The following is a 15,942-nucleotide window of genomic DNA, read 5'->3' on the forward strand; positions in this document are numbered from 1 at the left end:
CGCACCCACTCCGCATTCGTCAGATCACCCCGCCCCATGCCGGACCTAACGACCGGACAAGCAGACAGTCACAAGATCCGCCGGACAGGACCTAGCGCCCGCCGACCGTTTCGAGAGCTGGCGGGCCCTGATGTCGCAGACGCACGCGCCCATGGAGATGCGCAGCGAGCACGCAGCCGACTTCTGGGTGAACCAGCGCGTCATCTCGCTCGGCGGGATCACGGTCTACCCGATGGAATGCCGCCCCCTGACCTTCCACCGCACACCGAAGCTGATAGCGAGGTCGGACCCCGAGGCGTTCCACCTCTCGCTGATCAAGCGCGGGGCGGGAGCGGTCACCCTGGGCAAGGACACCGTGGTGCACGGTGTCAAAGACATCCACACCAGTGACACATCACGGCCGTTCGACATCAGTTCCGGCCCGCATTCCGTCGAGATCATCGGGGTCGAGGTACCCAAGGCGCTGCTGCCGCTGCCCCCGCACACCGCCGGCCGGGTCATCGGCAAGCGCATCTCGGCCCGGGAGGGAATGGGGGCCCTGCTGGCCACCTTCCTCGACCAGGTGACCAAGGACAGCCGGTCCTACCGGCCGGCCGAGGGCCCGCGCCTGAGCGGCGTACTGGCCGATCTCGTCGCCTCGCTCTTCGCCGGCGTCCTCGAAGCGGACCGGTCCTTGACCCCGGAGACGCACCGGCGCGCCCTGGCGCTCCGCGTGATGGCCTTCATCCGGGACCACGCCGACGATCCCTTGCTGGACGTCCCCGCGATCGCCGCGGCCCACCACATCTCCGTCAGCTATCTCCACCGGGTGTTCCAGCAGGAGGCGGACGGGGCGACGGTCGCGGCCTTCCTCCAGGGCCGGCGGCTCGCGCGGGCACGCCAGGACCTGGCGGACCCGCTGCACCAGGGGGTGCCCGTGCACGTCATCGGCGCCCGGCGGGGCTTCCGGCACGCGTCCGCGTTCAGCCGGGCGTTCCGCGAGGCCTACGGCCTGCCGCCCGCGGCCTTCCGCGCGCAGGCCCGGCAAGATCCGGAAGGGACGGTGCCGCCCGCCGCCTTCCGCGCGGCCCGGCACGATCCGGAACAGACGGCCTAGCCGGGTTCGGCCGTCTCGAGCAGGTGCGGCGGCAGGTAGGCGGACGAGACCCTGATGCCCCAGCCCCGGCGGCGGGCGTGGCAGGCCAGCGCCAGGACGTCGAGGCTGACCGCCGCGTCCGGGTGGTCGGCGCGGTCCGCGACGAGGAAGTGGTCGCGATGGGCTTCGAGGGCGTCCAGCAGCGCCAGGTTGAAGCTCTCCTCGTCCCCCTCGACCAACTGCGACAGGAGCACGGCCGGCGCCTCCTCGAAGCCCCGGCCCCTGACCCGCGGGGCATCGGCCAGCGCCTGGTCGGTGGCGGGCCCGGGGTCCTCGCCGCGCAGGTAGTCGTGCAGGGCCCGGCGGTAGGACGCGTAGGCGGAACGGTCCTGCTCGTGGCAGGCGGGACCGGTGAGCACGAAGGGGGCGAGGTCCTCGCGGCGCCCGGTGGCCAGGGCGAGGAGCACCCCCGTGTGCCACCGCGCGGGGCCCGCGTTCCCGTCACGCCCGGCCGGGTACGCGAGCAGTTCCCCGTCGACGGTCACCTCGACCCGGCTGCCGGGCTCGGCGAGCGCCGCACGGAAGACCGTGGAGCTCAGCCGGGCCGCGAGGTGCAGGCCCTTCCGCAGCGCGTCCGCGGAGTCCGCGGCTTCCGGAGCCTGCGCGGCGCGCGCCTTGAACAGGAGCACGTGGTAGTCCACGGCCTGCGTCAGCTGCCGGATGCCGTGCGGCACCCCCGGCGCCGGTGCGAGGGCCTCGCGGGCGTACTGCTCGAACAGCGCCTCGGCCCCGGGGTGGACGGGCTGCCTGCGCGCCGGCCGCTCGACCGTGACCGGACCGGCGGCCAGCGCGGCGACCGCGTCGGGCCGGCGGGCCCGTCCGTACGCCTCGACCCGCGGCGCGGCGGCCTCGAAGCCGGTGACCAGCGCCCGCGGCAGGTAGCCGGTCTCGACGGGGGGCTGCCATCCCTCGCGGCGCCGGGCGAGCGCCGTCAGGGCCAGCGGGAGGAGGGGGAGCAGGGAGCGCGGGGCGGGGGCCGGACCGCGGCCGGGGGCGGCCCCGAGGGCCGCGTACGGGAGCAGCAGCGCGGCCGACTCCGCACGGAAGGCGTCCCGGTCGCCGAGGGCCAGGGCGCGCAGGGCGCGGAGCCCGGCGCTGTGCGGGTGGCCCGCGAGGTCCTCCCCGCTGCGGGCCCGCCGGTCGGCGATCCGCCCGAGCGCGGCGTCGAGCGCGGCGAGCTTCTCACCGCGGGTCGGCGGGACCTTCTGGTACTCCCTGCCGATGTCACCGCTGACGTAGGCGAGCAGACCGTTGATCAGCTCGGCCGACGGGGTTCCGGCCCCGTCCCGCTGGGGTTCCCGGCGGGCGAAGTGGAAGGCCTCGCCGTGGTGTTCGGTCCTGCCGACGAGAACGGCGAGACAGAAGGCCTCGATCCACTGCTCCGCGCTGACCGGTTCGGGAAGCCCGTCGGGTTCGGCGTCGTACCGCAGGCCGAAGTCCGCGTAGCGGGTGAGGAAGACGTCGAAGGGCACGCGCGGGTAGTACGCGCCGTACGCCACTGCGCCGACGGCGGCCTCGGCGGCGTCGGCGAGGGCCGCCTCCGCCTCCGGTGTGTCGAGAGCGGGCACCTCGACGGAGAGGGCGCCCAGGTAGTCGAGGAACTCCCGTGCGATCAGCCACCAGGAGCGTCCGGTCACCGGACCGGCCTTCGCCATGGAGTGGACCTGCCCGCCGATCCGGTGGCCGAAGTCCGCACGGGCCGCCGACAGCGCGGCCCCGTCCACCCGGTGTCGCTCGATCCGCACTGCCGTCCGCTCCCCTTGCCCTGCCTGCCGTCGCGCCCCAGGCTAGACGAACGGGCCGCGGGGAGGCCGGGCGGGTGGCCGCCCTCCGGCGGCTACTGCCAGCCGTAGCGCTCGCGCAGCCGGTCGACCACCAGCTGGAAGCGGCCCCGGTCCAGGGCGCAGGCCTCGCGCCGCATGCCCGCCTCGTGCACCCGCAGCACCCGGTCGACGTCCACCCACGACTCCCGCCCGGCGCTGTCCCACGGACCGGTGCCGATGGGCACCCACTCCCGGTCGTGGTCGTGCCTCTTGCTGGACAACTGCACGGCCAGCAGCGTCCGGCCGCCCGGCTCCCGCGCCACGACCAGCACCGGGCGGTCCTTGCCGCGGCCGTCGTTCTCCTCGTACGGGACCCAGGTCCAGACGATCTCGCCGGGATCCGGATCGCCGTCCGGGTCGGGCGCGTAGGAGGTCCGTACGGGGCCGATGGCGCGCGGATCGGCTTCGGCCGTGGCGGTGCGGCCGTCGCGTCCGGGCTGGTCGGTGTGGTGGTTGCCGTGGGGGGAGATAGCCGTCATCCGGGTGAGGTTAGCGGGTCGGGATGCCGGTTGCCCGGCGCCGCGGTCGGGCGTCGCGGCCACTCGGCGACCAGGGCCATGACGAGCCCGTCGTAGCCCATGCTGCCGACGGCCACGGCGCCGTCACGCACCACGTTGCCGCCGATGATGACGCTGCCGGGCCGGCTGGGCCTCAGCGCCCACTCGAGGTAGGCGGGACTGGACGGCTGGACGGCTGGACGGCTGGTCGGCGTCGCGCTGCCGGCGGGTTTCCCCCGGGTACGTACGACAGTCCGTCTGGCCGAGTCGCTCACGGACGGGCACCGGCCGGGGGCTACCGGCCCCCGGAGTCCCCGGGCCACCACGCGGACCATCGCTCCGCCGACTCCACCTGCGCCGCCAGGCTCAGCAGTGTCGGTTCCGAGTCGCCCGGGCCCAGCAGTTGCGCGCCCACCGGCAGGCCGTCCTGCGTGAAGCCCGCCGGGACGTTGACGCCCGGCCAGCCCAGCACGTTCCACGTCCAGGCGTACGGACAGGCGGTGATCATCGCCCGGTCCGTGGCCATCGCCCCCAGGCCGGACAGGGCTCCGACCCGCAGCGGCGGGGTGGCCGTCGTCGGGGTCAGGACCACGTCGAAGCGGCCGAAGATCTCCCCGACCCGCCGGCGCAGCACCGACTCCGCCCGCCGGGCCGCCCGCAGCGGCAGGCCGCCGAGGATCCGGCCCGTCCGCACCGCCTCGTGCGTACGGGGGTCCAGCAGCCCGGGATCGGGGACGCGCGACGCCCAGTCCCGGACGCCGCTCGTCGCCCGGGGGACGAAGGTCAGGCCGATCGGGCCGTAGCGCGGGTCCTGCGGGACCACCTCGTGCCCCAGGGACTCCAACCGCCCGGCCAGCCGCTCCACCGCCGAACGGACCTCCGGGTCGAGCGACTTGGGCGTCGCCGTGAACGGCATCGCGAACGAGAGCGCGATGCGCAGCCGGCGCGGGGTGCGGCGGGCCGCCTCGACGGCCGAGATACGGCCCGGGCGGTGCAGGTCCTCGGGGTGCGGGCCGCTCGCGGCGTCCAGCAGGAGCGCCGCGTCGGCGACGGTGCGGGCCAGTACGCCGTTGACGGTGAGCCCGTGGAAGGACTCGGGCTCCGGCCAGGTGGAGATGCGCCCGCGCTGCGGCTTCACGCCGATCAGGTGCGTCCACGCGGCGGGGATGCGGACCGAGCCCGCGCCGTCGGAGCCGAGCGCCGCCGGGACCAGCCCCGCCGCCACGGCGGCCGCCGAGCCGCCCGAGGAACCGCCGGGGGTGTAGGCGGGGTTCCACGGATTGCGCGTCGCGCCGAAGGCCCCTCCCTCGGTGAACGGCCACTGGCCCAGCTCCGGGGTCTGGGTCTTGCCGACGATCACCGCGCCGGCCGCGCGCAGCCTGCGTACGGCCTCGCTGTCGGCGGTCTTGGCGGGGAAGTTCCCGGCGCAGCCGAAGGAGGTCGGCTCGCCGGTCACGTCCATGTCGTCCTTCACGGCGAGCGGGACCCCCAGCAGCGGGAGCCGCTCGCCCGCGGCCAGGCGCCGGTCCGCCGCGTCCGCCTCCGCGAGGGCCGCCTCGGCGCGCACGCTCCGGAAGGCGTTGAGCTCCGGCTGCGCGGCCTCGATCCGCAGCAGCGCGCGCTCGGTCAACTCCCGTGCCGAGACGGAGCCTTCGGTCAGGGCAGCCGCCATCTCCACCAGGCCCGCGGGCCTTTCCGGGCCGTACCCGGGGCCGTACCCGTACCCGGAGCCCCCCGCGGCCGGTCCGGCCGCCGGCACCGTTGACGCTGAAGGATCAGACACCGCGACCACTCCCCATTACCCGTCGGTAAGGAGACCGTAGTGGGGAGTGGCCGGGGCTGACTAGATCCAGCCCTCCAGCGAGGCCATGAACCCGTCGAAGTCGTCGCGGTGGATGGTGTGTCCGGCCCCGGCGACCGAACGGACCTCGAAACCACGGCTCTTGAGGACCGATGCCCGCTCCGGCGAGATCAGCATGCTCGGGTCGGCGAGCTGCACGAGCGAGGGGACCACCGGCGCCGCCGGCATCAGGTCGGCTCCCGCCAGCGGGCCGAGGCTCAGTGCGGTGGCCTCGTCCCACAGCGCGAGGGTCGCCCGCTCGATGTCCACATCGGCCTCGTCCCACCGCGGGTTCATCGCCTGGATCCGCTCCCTGGGCGCCGTCTTGAACTCCGCGAGCAGCTCCGGCCCGAAGCCCTCCGGGGCGGCGGCGAGGTGCCACGCCGGGTCCGAGAACACCGCGCGCCGCGGCCTGAGCCTCTCCACCGCGAGCGACAGCGTCAGGCCGCCGAGCGAGTGGCCCATGGCGAGTTCGGCGCCGGCCGGGAGGGTCTCGACCACGTCGTCCGCGTAGAGCTCCGGGCGGTACTCGCCCCGGCCGCTGGCCCCGTGACCGCGCAGGTCCACGGCGATGACGCGGTATCCGCGGTCGGCGAGCGCGGGACCGACCCGGCGCCAGGTCCGGTGGTCGGCCATCATCCCGTGGATCAGGAGGGCGAGGCGGTCGCCCTCGCCCCAACTCTGGGTGTGCAGCAGCACGGTGGTGCCTTTCGGAGACGAGTGGATGGAAGGAGGAGGACAGGGGCGGGGGGACGGGGGGACGGGGGGACGGGTCAGCGCACGCTGCGGATCGGTTTGACCGCCAGGGCGCCGGCCACCGCCAGGACCGCCGCGACGACGAACAGGGCGGTGTACCCGCCGCTGAGCGAGACGACGACCGAGGCGATGAACGGAGCGACGATCTGCGGGCCGGCGTTGGCGATGTTGAGCACGCCCATGTCGCGCGCCGCGTCCTCGGCCTTGGGGAGCACCATCGTCACGAGAGCGGTGTCCACGGCCATGTAGCACCCGAACGCCAGGCCGTTGACGACCGAGAAGGCCAGCATTGCCGTCCAGCTGGTCGACACGGCCGGGATCACCAGGGCCACCGCCGACAGCAGGGCGGACGCGCCCACGAAGAGCTTGCGGCGGTCGAAGCGGTCCGAGAGGTAGCCGCCGAGGACCGTGGAGACGACCATCGCCACGCTGGTGAGCGGCATCAGCACCGCCACCGCGGCCTCCGGGGCCATGCCGCCGGGCAGCGCCGTGTGGTCCTGGAGGATGTAGAGCTGGTAGCCGCTCACCGCGAAGTAGCCGAGTACGAGCAGCGCCCGCCCGATGAACGCCCACCGGAAGTCGTGGTCGCGCAGCGCGCTCGCGAAGGCGGCGAGCTGGGCCCTGACGGGCAGCGGCGCGCGGGCCGGCAGCCGCTGCTCGCGGGTGCCGGCGGTGAACAGCACGGCGGAGCCCGCCACGAGCGCGCCGAAGACGAGGTAGCCGGTGCGGTAGTCCTCGGAGAAGGCCGCGCCGACCAGCGCGCCGAGCGTGGAGCCGAAGGGCAGGCCCAGGCCGACGGCTGCGGAGGCCTTGCCGCGCGCGCTCATCGGCACCCGGTCGGGCACCACCGAGGTGAGGGCGGCCTGGTAGATGTTCATGACGGCCTGGCCGAGGCACCAGGCGATCGTGATCAGCAGGATCGTGTCGGCGAAGCCGAGCAGGAACATCGCCGGCACGGCGGCGAGTCCGCCGCCGAGGATCCAGGGATTGCGCCGGCCGCTGCGGTCGGACAGGGCTCCGGCGACCGGGTTGAACACCGTGGCGAAGATCGCCGAGACCCCTGCTATCAGGCCGAAGTTCGCGACCTTGTTCGCCGGATCGATGTCTTCCACCTGGAGCGCGAGCAGGACGCCGGCGACGCCGACGTACAGCGCGTACATGGCGGTGTTGCCGACCAGCAGCAGCGGGAGGAGGCCGCGTCCGGGGCGGGAGGGGGCGGGCGTCTCGGGCGTACGGGGCGCGACGGGCGCGTCGGTTGTGGCAGCGCTGGCGGTGGCGGCGGTGTCGGCGCCGTTGCCGTTGCCGTTGCCGCTGCCGGGGGAGGAAAGGCCCACGATGCCCTCCTGGGCAGGTACGAGGGGATGAGGGGTGCGGGGGGAGGGGTGCGCGCCGCCCTGTCGCGACGGCGGGGGTGCGACGGAGCGCGACAGGGCGACGGCACGACTGGGGAAGCAGGCGACGGCGTGCCCGGTGACGAGGATGTGACACCGGGGTTACACGTGTCAATGAATCGTGTAACCACTGTGTAGCATCCGTTTCAGGCCATCCGCTAGACCCCGGCCGCAACCGGTCTGGAAAGATGCCACGGCAATGTCTCAGTCATCGAAATCGCCGAAGCCGCCGGCGCCGGCGGCCGCTTCCGGGCCGGTCGTGCCGCCACCGCTGCAGCCCCCGCCGCCGCCCGTGCCGACCAGCGCCGACGTGGCCCGGCTCGCGGGCGTGTCGCGCGCGACGGTCTCGTACGTCCTGAACAACGCGGAGGCCGTGCGCATCAGCGAGCCGACCCGCCGCAAGGTGCGCGAGGCCGCCGAGGAGCTCGGGTACGTGCCGCACGCGGCGGCCCGCAGCCTGCGCGCCGGACACACCCGGATCGTGCTGCTGCCCACCTCGCACGTGCCGATCGGGCCGCTGTACAGCACCTTCCTCAACGAACTCCAGTGGGCGCTGCGCCGGCTCGACTACACGGTGGTCCAGTACGGCAGCCTCGGCCTCAGCGGTGACGAGGCCGCCCGCGCGTGGGCGGAGCTGCGCCCGGTGGCGGTGATCTCGCTCGGCGAGATCACGCTCTCGGCGCACAACGTGGCCACCCTCAAGCGGGCCGGGGCCCGCGCGGTGATCACCATGGGTCCCGTCAGCGTGCCGGGAGCGCACGCGCTGGTCATGAACCAGGAGGAGGTCGGGGCCCGCGCCGCCGCCCACCTGATCGAGCGCGGCCGGCGCCGGATCGGCGTGGTCGTGCCGGAGGAGGACGGGCTGGAGCTGTTCTCGGGCCCCCGGTACGCGGGCGCCAGGCAGGCGGTGGGGGCGCTGGGGGCGGCGGGGTCCGGGGGGTCCGCGGGGACCGCGGGGTCCGCGGCCGGTCGCGCAGCGGAGATCGAGGCGCTCCCGATGGCCTACTCCGAGGAGTCGGCCGCGGCGCTCGCGGCCCGCTGGCGCGGACTGGGGCTCGACGCCGTCTTCGCGTACAACGACGAGTACGCGATGCTGCTGATGCGGGCCCTGCAGGACGAAGGGCTGCGCGTCCCCGAGGACGTGGCCGTCATCGGGGCCGACGACCTGCTCATCGGCCGGCTGCTGCGGCCCCGGCTGAGCACGGTGCAGATCGAGCTGCCGACCGGCGAACACCTCGCCTCGCTCGTGGACCGAGCGGTGCGGGAGCCGTCCGAGGTCACCCAGCGGCACGACCTGATGGCGGCCGCGGCCGTCCCCCGCGAGTCGACCTGACCCGCCGCCGGCTCTCCGCGCCGAGGGGCGGGCCGCACCGGGGGGCCGGCCGCACCGCCCTGCCGGCGGCCCGGCGCCCTGCCGTGCCGGCCCCCTGCCGCGCCGGCGCCCCGCCGTGCTGGCGCCCCGCCGCATAGCCGTGCCGGCGCCCCGTGACCCGCCGCATAGCCGTGCCGGCGGCCCGGTGCCTGCCGTGTTGGCGACCCGCCGCACTGCCGTGCCGGTGGCCCGGTGCACTGCCGCGTGGACGACCCAGCGCACCATCGTGTTGGTGGCCCGGTGCACTGCCGTGCCGGCGGCAGGGCGCACCGCCGCACCGCTGCATCGCCGCACGGCCGTGCCGACGACGCGTCATGCCGGCGCCCCGGCGACCCGCCGCATAGCCGTACCGGCGGCCCGGTGCACTGCCGTGCCGCTGCACCGCCGCACCGGCGACGCGTCGTGCCCTCGCACCGCCGCACTGTCGTGCCGGCGCCAGGGCGCACCGCCGCTCTGCTGCATCGCCGCACCGCCGCACCGCCGCACCGCCGCACCGCCGCACCGCCGTGCCGACGACGCGTCGTGCCGTCGTGCCGGCGCCCCGGCGACCCGCCGCATAGCCGTGCCGGCGGCCCGGTGCCTGCCGTGTTGGCGACCCGCCGCACTGCCGTGGGACGGCCCAGCGCACCATCGTGTTGGTGGCCCGGTGTACTGCCGTGCCGGCGGCAGGGCGCGCACCGCCGCTCCGCTGCATCGCCGCACCGCCGTACCGACGACGCGTCGTGCCGTCGTGCCGGCGCCCCGCCGCATAGCCGTACCGGCGGCCCGGTGCACTGCCGTGCCGCTGCACCGCTGCACCGGCGACGCGTCGTGCCGTCGTGCCGTCGTGCCGTCGCCCCGCCGCCCCGCCGCTCCGGCCGCCCCGGCGTCCCGCCGCTCCGGCGTCCCGCCGATGCCCCGGTGCGCGCCCGTGTCGGCGCCCCCGGGGGCCCCCGCGCGGCGGAGGTCGCTTCCAGGGTGGTGCGCGGGGGGCCGTTGACAGGCGGTGACCTGCGGACGGAGACTGCGGGCGCGTCCCACCGGGCGCGCACGGGGGCGTTCCGCGGTGCCCACGCCCGCACCGGAGCGCCACCGACCGTACGGATCCGCCCAGGAGCGACCCCATGAGCATCCGCACCGTCCGCGACGTCTACGTCGTCGACGCCGTCCGCACCCCGATCGGCAAGTTCGGCGGGGCCTTCGCCGGAGTCCGGCCGGACGACCTCGCCGCGCACGTGGTCCGCGCGCTGGTGGACCGTACGCCCGACCTCGATCCGGCGCGCATCGACGACGTCGTCTTCGGCGACGCCAACGGCGCGGGCGAGGACAACCGGGACGTCGCCCGGATGGCGGTCCTGCTGGCGGGCCTCCCGGTGAGCGTCCCCGGGGTCACCGTCAACCGGCTGTGCGGCTCCGGCCTCGAAGCCGTGATCCAGGCCGCCCGTGCCATCGCGCTCGGCGACGCCTCCGTCGCCATCGCGGGCGGCGTCGAGTCGATGACCCGCGCCCCCTGGGTGGTGCAGAAGCCCGAGCGCACCTTCCCGGCCGGCCACCAGCAGATGTGGTCCACCACGCTGGGCTGGCGGATGACCAACCCGCGGATGCCCGCCGAGTGGACCGTCTCCCTCGGCGAGGGCGCCGAGCTCGTCGCCGACAAGTACGCCGTCACCCGCGAGGCGCAGGACGCCTTCGCCCTGGAGAGCCACCGCAAGGCGGCGGCCGCCTGGGCCGCCGGCCTGTACGACGACGAGGTCGTGCCCTACGAGGGCGTGGACCTGGTACGGGACGAGTGCATCCGCGAGGGCTCCACGCCCGAGGCCCTGGCCCGGCTGAAGCCCGCCTTCCGGACGGACGGGCGGGGGACGGTCACGGCCGGCAACGCCTCCCCGCTCAACGACGGTGCCGCGGCACTGCTGTTGACCGACGAGGCGGGGCTGGCCGCCACCGGCCGGGAGCCGCTCGCCCGGATCAGTGCCTCCGCCGTCACCGGAATCGAGCCCCAGCTCTTCGGGCTGGGCCCGGTGGACGCCGTCCAGCAGGCGCTCGGCAAGGCGGGCCGCGGCTTCGGCGACCTCGCCGCCTTCGAGCTCAACGAGGCTTTCGCCGCACAGGCGTTGGGCTGCCTCGCGGCCTGGCCGGAGCTCGACCCGGCCGTGGTCAACCCGCGCGGTGGCGCCATCGCGATCGGCCACCCGCTGGGCGCGTCGGGAGCCCGGCTGGCGGGTTCGGTCGCGCACCAGCTGGCGGCGGCGGGCTCCGGCACCGGCCTGGCGGCGCTGTGCATCGGGGTCGGCCAGGGCATCGCGCTCGTCCTGGAGCGCTGAGGCCGGACACCTCCCGGCAGACCGCTCCAGGCGGCCCCGCACCCGTTCCGGGTTCGGGGCCGTCGATCGTTTCCGGTCACCGTCATCCGTCAACTGCCCAATAACTGAACAGAAGTGGCGCCTGCGGTCTGGCACGATGGCGCGTGCTGCCGCCCCCCGCACCTCCCCGGCCACCCGCCCATCCCCACCCGGAGGCACCGCGCCATGCCGCTCCTCGATCCGACGCTCTGGCAGGACGGACCCACCCTCACCGGCGGCGACGCCCCGGTCGTCGAACCCGCCACCGGCCGCACCCTCGCGACGATCGGCCTGGCCGCGCCCGGCGATGTCGCGGAGGCCGCCGTACGGGCCCGGGCCGCGCAGCGCGACTGGGCGCGCACCACCCACCCCGAGCGGGCCGGCGTACTGCGCCGCGCCGGGGACCTGTTCGCCGCGCACGCCGAAGAGCTGCGGGAATGGCTGGTGCGGGAGTCCGGCTCGATCCCCGGCAAGGCCGACTTCGAGCTGCACGTCGCCGCGCAGGAGTGCTACGAGGCCGCCGCGCTGGCCTCCCGGCCGACCGGGCAGGTGCTGCCGAGCGAGGCGCCCCGGCTCTCGTTCACCCGCCGGGTGCCGTCCGGGGTGGTCGGGGTCGTCGCCCCGTTCAACGCCCCGCTGATCCTGTCGATCCGCTCGGTGGCGCCCGCGCTGGCCCTCGGCAACGCGGTGCTCCTCAAGCCCGACCGGCGCACCGCCGTGTGCGGCGGCCTCGCGCTCGCCGCCGTGTTCGCCGCCGCGGGTCTGCCGGACGGCCTGCTGCACGTCCTGCCGGGCGGCGCGGAGACGGGGGCCGCGGTGGTCGCCGACCCCCGGGTGCGGGTGGTGTCGTTCACCGGATCCACCGCCGCGGGCCGCTCCGTCGCGGAACTGGCGGGCCGTCACCTCACCCGAGCCCACTTGGAGTTGGGCGGCAATTCGGCGCTCGTCGTGCTCCGCGACGCGGACGTCGGGGCCGCCGTGGCCCAGGCCTCCTGGGGCTCCTTCTTCCACCAGGGCCAGATCTGCATGACCGCCGGCCGCCACCTCGTGCACGCCTCGCTCTACGACGAGTACGTGGAGCGGCTCGCCGTCCGCGCCGAGGCACTGGCGGTGGGGGACCCGTACCGCGAGAAGGTCCACCTCGGCCCGCTGATCGACCGCGCCCAGGTGGAGCGCGTCCACGCCCTGGTGGAGGCCAGCACCGCACGGGGCGCCAAGCTGGTCGCGGGCGGCACCCACCGGGACCTCTTCTACCGGCCGACCGTCCTCGCGGGCGCCGGCGACGACACCCCCGCCTACGCCGAGGAGGTCTTCGGCCCCGTCGCGCCCGTACGGTCCTTCGCGACGGAGGACGAGGCGGTGGAACTGGCCTCGGCCGGCCCGTACGGGCTCTCCCTCGGGATCGTCACCCGGGACGCGGCGCGCGGGCTGGACCTGGCCGACCGGATCCCGACCGGGATCGCGCACGTCAACGACCAGACGGTCAACGACGAGGCCGTCGCCCCGTTCGGCGGGCTCGGCGCCTCCGGCACCGGGGCCCGCTTCGGCGGCGAGGCCAACCTGGACGCGTTCACCGAGCTGCGCTGGACCACCACGCGCTCCACCCCCGCAGGGCATCCGTTCTAGGCGCTGTCCGGCCGGGGGCGGAATGATGCGGAGACGTCGTTCGTTCAAGGAGCAGAACGCTCAACCAGGAGGCAGGACACCGTGGCTACAGTCGAGCTCACCAAGGAAAACTTCGACCAGACGGTCAGCGAGAACCCGTTCGTGCTGATCGACTTCTGGGCGGGCTGGTGCCGGCCGTGCCTGCAGTTCGCCCCCGTCTACGAGAAGGCCTCGGAGGCCCACCCCGACCTGCTCTTCGCCAAGGTGGACACCGAGGCGCAGCAGGAGCTGGCCGGAGCGTTCCAGATCACCTCGATCCCCACCCTGATGATCATCCGGGACCAGGTGGCCATCTTCGCCCAGCCCGGCGCCCTGCCGGAGGCCGCGCTGACGGACCTCATCTCCCAGGCCCGCGCCCTCGACATGGACGAGGTGCGCGCCAAGATCGCCGCGGAGCAGCCGGGCGCCGGGGAAACCGGCACGCCGGAGGCCTGATTGCGTGACGCCGCCCCCGGCGGGCGGTGACACTGGCCCGTATGACTGAAGCCGTGGAGTACGACGTGGTGGTGCTCGGCGGGGGACCGGCCGGCGAGAACGTGGCCGACCGGACCCGCGCCGCCGGGCTGAGCACCGCCCTGGTGGAGAGCGAGCTCGTGGGCGGGGAGTGCTCGTACTGGGCGTGCGTCCCGAGCAAGGCCCTGCTGCGCCCCGTGCTCGCCCGGGCCGACGCCCGGCGGGTGCCGGGGCTGGCGGGAGCCGCCGAGGGGCCGCTGGACACGGCGGCGGTGTTCGCGCACCGCGACTACTGGACCGGGAACTGGAAGGACGAGGGCCAGATCGACTGGCTCGACTCGATCGGCGCCCACGTGTACCGGGGCCACGGCCGGCTGTACGGGGTCCGCAAGGTCGCCGTCACCAGCCCCGAGGGGGAGCACCACGTGCTGTCCGCCCGCCAGGCGGTGGTGGTCGCCACCGGGACCCGGGCCGTGATCCCCGACGTGCCCGGCATGGCCGGGGCCGGCCCCTGGACCAGCCGCGAGGCGACCTCGGCCCAGGCCGCGCCGGGCCGGCTGCTGATCGTGGGCGGCTCGGTGGTGGCCGCGGAGATGGCCACGGCCTGGCAGGGCCTCGGATCGCAGGTCACCGTACTCGTACGCGGCCCGGGACTGCTGCCGCGGATGGAGCCCTTCGCGGGCGAGCTCGTCGCCGAGGCGCTGCGCGAGGCCGGCGCCGTGGTCCGTACCGACGTGGCTGTCGAGGCCGTCGTACGGGACGGCTCCACCGGGCCCGTCAGCGTCGTGCTGGAGGGCGGCGAGATCCTCGAGGGCGACGAGCTGCTGGTGGCCACGGGGCGGGCACCGCGGACGGAGGACATCGGGCTGGAGACCGTCGGGCTGTCCGCCGGCCGGTGGATCGGGGTCGACGACAGCTGCCGGGTGCCCGGGCACGACTGGCTGTACGCCGTCGGGGACGTCAACCACCGGGCGCTCCTGACCCACCAGGGCAAGTACCAGGCCCGGATCGCGGGAGCCGCCATCGCCGCCCGGGCGGCCGGCGGCACGCTCGACACCGGCCCGTGGGGTGCGCACGCCGCCACCGCCGACACCCGGGCCGTCCCGCAGGTGGTCTTCACCGATCCGGAGGCCGCCGCGGTGGGGCCCAGCCTGGCCGAGGCCGAACGGGCCGGCCACCGGGTGCGCGCGGTCGACTACGACCTGTCCAAGGTCTCGGGCGCCGGGCTCTACGCCGACGGCTACCGCGGCAGGGCCCGGATGGTCGTCGACCTGGACCGCGAGATCCTGCTCGGAGCCACCTTCGTCGGCCCGGGCGCCGCCGAGCTGCTGCACGCGGCCACCGTCGCGGTGGCCGGCGAGGTCCCGCTCGATCGGCTGTGGCACGCGGTCCCCGCGTTCCCGACGATCAGCGAGGTCTGGCTCAGGCTGCTGGAGGCGTACCGGGGGTAGCGGACTCAGGCGGCGCGGGCGGGCCGTTGCGTGATCGAACAGGGGAGGGACCCTCTGACAACGGGTCGCGGGGGAGGCGTTCGAGGAGCGTGCGCCTGTTGAATGGCTCCGACACGCTTCTCGAGCACCGCGCTCGACCGGAGACCAAGGAGGCATCGCCCGTGATCGTGATCGCCCATCTCAGCGACATCCACCTCGACGGCGGCCCGCGGGCGGCCGAGCGCACCCGCGCCGTCATGGAGTACCTCGACGCACTTCCGTACGACCTCGACGCCGTGCTGGTGAGCGGGGACATAGCCGACCACGCCGCCGCCGGCGAGTACGAGGAGGCCGCCGCACTCCTGCGCTCGCGGCACCCGCTGGTCGTCTGCCCCGGCAACCACGACGAGCGGGCCGCCTTCCGGCGGGGGCTGCTGGGGGAGGGGGAGACGGCGTCCGCGGAGCCGGTCGACCAAGTGGTGCGCGGGGACGGGTTCGTGCTCGCGGTGTGCGACTCGTCCGTTCCCGGTGAGGACCGAGGGTTCCTGGAGGACGCCACGCTGGCCTGGCTGGACGGGGTCCTCGCCGGCACCCCGCGCGAGACCCCGGTGCTGGTCGCCTTCCACCACCCGCCGGTCCCGCTGCACACCCCGTACGTCGACGGCATCCGGCAGTTCGGCGAGGAACGGCTCGCCGCCCTCGTCGAGCGGCACCCCCATCTGACCGCGTTCCTGTGCGGGCACGCCCACACCGCGGCGGCGACCACCTTCGCCGGGCGTCCGCTGCTGGTGGCCCCGGGTGTGGTGTCCACCCTGCGGCTGCCGTGGGAGCGGCAGGCGGGGCCCGACCACCACGTCCACCTCGACGAGCCGCCCGCCGTCGCCTTCCATGTGCTGGGCGAGGACGGGCGGCTGACGACCCACTACCGGGTGGCCGTCGCCCGCCGGTAGCTGCTGCCGTCCCGGGTCCGGGTGAGGTGGCCCGAGGTGATCAGATGGCGCCGCAGCGCCGAGCAGTCCTCGTGCACCGCGCGCAGCGCGTCGTTCACCTCGGGCTCCGTGTACTGCCGGTCCGCGGCGAAGAGGGTCTGCGCCAGGTGGACGAGCAACTGCTCGCGCCGGGCCGCCTTGCGCGGGATCGCGGTGAGGCGGCCGCCGGAGAAGAGGTCGGAGACGTCGCGGCGCGGTCCGGCCGCGGTCCCTTGCTGTTCGGTGCTCTGTGACATGGCAGGGAGCCTCTCCCGGTACCCGCCGCCGGGG

The 15,942-nt window shown here is 75.2% G+C and carries 14 protein-coding genes; 7 read left to right on the forward strand and 7 right to left on the reverse strand.

Features of this window, described 5'->3' with window-relative positions:
- Positions 1 to 130 precede the first annotated feature (130 nt).
- Entirely contained in the window at positions 131 to 1,096 is a 966-nt protein-coding gene (locus AB0D66_RS12490; RefSeq protein WP_362300830.1) for an AraC family transcriptional regulator, read from the forward strand.
- Here AB0D66_RS12490 and AB0D66_RS12495 read toward each other — a convergent pair.
- The 6 genes from AB0D66_RS12495 to AB0D66_RS12520 form a co-directional block, all read right to left on the reverse strand.
- Positions 1,093 to 2,880: an immunity 49 family protein gene (locus tag AB0D66_RS12495; protein ID WP_362300833.1), complete on the reverse strand. Its 1,788-nt coding sequence runs from the start codon at positions 2,878 to 2,880 to the stop codon at positions 1,093 to 1,095. The two genes, AB0D66_RS12490 and AB0D66_RS12495, sit on opposite strands and share 4 nt — an antisense overlap.
- Before the next feature lie 92 nt (positions 2,881 to 2,972).
- Entirely contained in the window at positions 2,973 to 3,437 is a 465-nt protein-coding gene (locus AB0D66_RS12500) for a type II toxin-antitoxin system PemK/MazF family toxin (protein ID WP_362300836.1), read from the reverse strand.
- Positions 3,434 to 3,571, reverse strand: coding sequence for a hypothetical protein (locus AB0D66_RS12505; protein WP_362300839.1), 138 nt, complete (start codon positions 3,569 to 3,571; stop codon positions 3,434 to 3,436). Before AB0D66_RS12505 ends, AB0D66_RS12500 begins: the two co-directional genes overlap by 4 nt.
- Before the next feature lie 179 nt (positions 3,572 to 3,750).
- Complete coding sequence (locus AB0D66_RS12510; protein WP_362301212.1) at positions 3,751 to 5,214, reverse strand: amidase; 1,464 nt, start codon at positions 5,212 to 5,214, stop codon at positions 3,751 to 3,753.
- A gap of 84 nt (positions 5,215 to 5,298) precedes the next feature.
- A complete protein-coding gene (locus tag AB0D66_RS12515; RefSeq protein ID WP_362300842.1) occupies positions 5,299 to 5,994 on the reverse strand; it encodes an alpha/beta fold hydrolase in 696 nt (231 codons plus the stop codon).
- Between the two features lie 74 nt (positions 5,995 to 6,068).
- Positions 6,069 to 7,385 carry an MFS transporter gene (locus AB0D66_RS12520; protein ID WP_362300845.1) on the reverse strand — a complete coding sequence of 439 codons (1,317 nt, stop codon included), beginning with the start codon at positions 7,383 to 7,385 and terminating at the stop codon, positions 6,069 to 6,071.
- Positions 7,386 to 7,641: 256 nt separating this feature from the next.
- Here AB0D66_RS12520 and AB0D66_RS12525 point away from each other — a divergent pair, with 256 nt between their 5' ends.
- The 6 genes from AB0D66_RS12525 (at position 7,642) to AB0D66_RS12550 (ending at position 15,633) form a co-directional block, all read left to right on the forward strand.
- Positions 7,642 to 8,775 carry a LacI family DNA-binding transcriptional regulator gene (locus AB0D66_RS12525; protein WP_362300849.1) on the forward strand — a complete coding sequence of 378 codons (1,134 nt, stop codon included), beginning with the start codon at positions 7,642 to 7,644 and terminating at the stop codon, positions 8,773 to 8,775.
- Positions 8,776 to 9,917: 1,142 nt separating this feature from the next.
- Positions 9,918 to 11,117 (forward strand): thiolase family protein, encoded by a 1,200-nt coding sequence (locus AB0D66_RS12530; RefSeq protein ID WP_362300852.1) that lies wholly within the window; start codon positions 9,918 to 9,920, stop codon positions 11,115 to 11,117.
- 204 nt (positions 11,118 to 11,321) lie between these two features.
- Positions 11,322 to 12,761 (forward strand): aldehyde dehydrogenase family protein, encoded by a 1,440-nt coding sequence (locus AB0D66_RS12535; protein WP_362300855.1) that lies wholly within the window; start codon positions 11,322 to 11,324, stop codon positions 12,759 to 12,761.
- An 81-nt stretch (positions 12,762 to 12,842) separates the two neighbouring features.
- Positions 12,843 to 13,235, forward strand: a complete 393-nt coding sequence (locus AB0D66_RS12540; protein WP_362300858.1) for a thioredoxin domain-containing protein — start codon at positions 12,843 to 12,845, stop codon at positions 13,233 to 13,235.
- A 41-nt stretch (positions 13,236 to 13,276) separates the two neighbouring features.
- Positions 13,277 to 14,704, forward strand: a complete 1,428-nt coding sequence (locus tag AB0D66_RS12545; RefSeq protein WP_362300860.1) for an NAD(P)/FAD-dependent oxidoreductase — start codon at positions 13,277 to 13,279, stop codon at positions 14,702 to 14,704.
- 161 nt (positions 14,705 to 14,865) lie between these two features.
- Positions 14,866 to 15,633, forward strand: a complete 768-nt coding sequence (locus AB0D66_RS12550) for a metallophosphoesterase (RefSeq protein WP_362300863.1) — start codon at positions 14,866 to 14,868, stop codon at positions 15,631 to 15,633.
- Here AB0D66_RS12550 and AB0D66_RS12555 read toward each other — a convergent pair.
- Entirely contained in the window at positions 15,606 to 15,908 is a 303-nt protein-coding gene (locus AB0D66_RS12555) for a DUF2087 domain-containing protein (protein ID WP_362300866.1), read from the reverse strand. The genes AB0D66_RS12550 and AB0D66_RS12555 overlap by 28 nt on opposite strands.
- Positions 15,909 to 15,942: the final 34 nt, after the last annotated feature.

The sequence above is a fragment of the Streptomyces sp. NPDC048270 genome (assembly GCF_040652335.1).
Lineage (GTDB): Bacteria > Actinomycetota > Actinomycetes > Streptomycetales > Streptomycetaceae > Streptomyces.

Coding starts and splice junctions, on each gene's coding strand:
- AB0D66_RS12490 (WP_362300830.1), top strand. CDS start 131: ATGTCGCAGACGCACGCGCCCATGGAGATGCGCAGCGAGCACGCAGCC.
- AB0D66_RS12500 (WP_362300836.1), bottom strand. CDS start 3,437: ATGACGGCTATCTCCCCCCACGGCAACCACCACACCGACCAGCCCGGA.
- AB0D66_RS12525 (WP_362300849.1), top strand. CDS start 7,642: ATGTCTCAGTCATCGAAATCGCCGAAGCCGCCGGCGCCGGCGGCCGCT.
- AB0D66_RS12530 (WP_362300852.1), top strand. CDS start 9,918: ATGAGCATCCGCACCGTCCGCGACGTCTACGTCGTCGACGCCGTCCGC.
- AB0D66_RS12535 (WP_362300855.1), top strand. CDS start 11,322: ATGCCGCTCCTCGATCCGACGCTCTGGCAGGACGGACCCACCCTCACC.
- AB0D66_RS12545 (WP_362300860.1), top strand. CDS start 13,277: ATGACTGAAGCCGTGGAGTACGACGTGGTGGTGCTCGGCGGGGGACCG.
- AB0D66_RS12555 (WP_362300866.1), bottom strand. CDS start 15,908: ATGTCACAGAGCACCGAACAGCAAGGGACCGCGGCCGGACCGCGCCGC.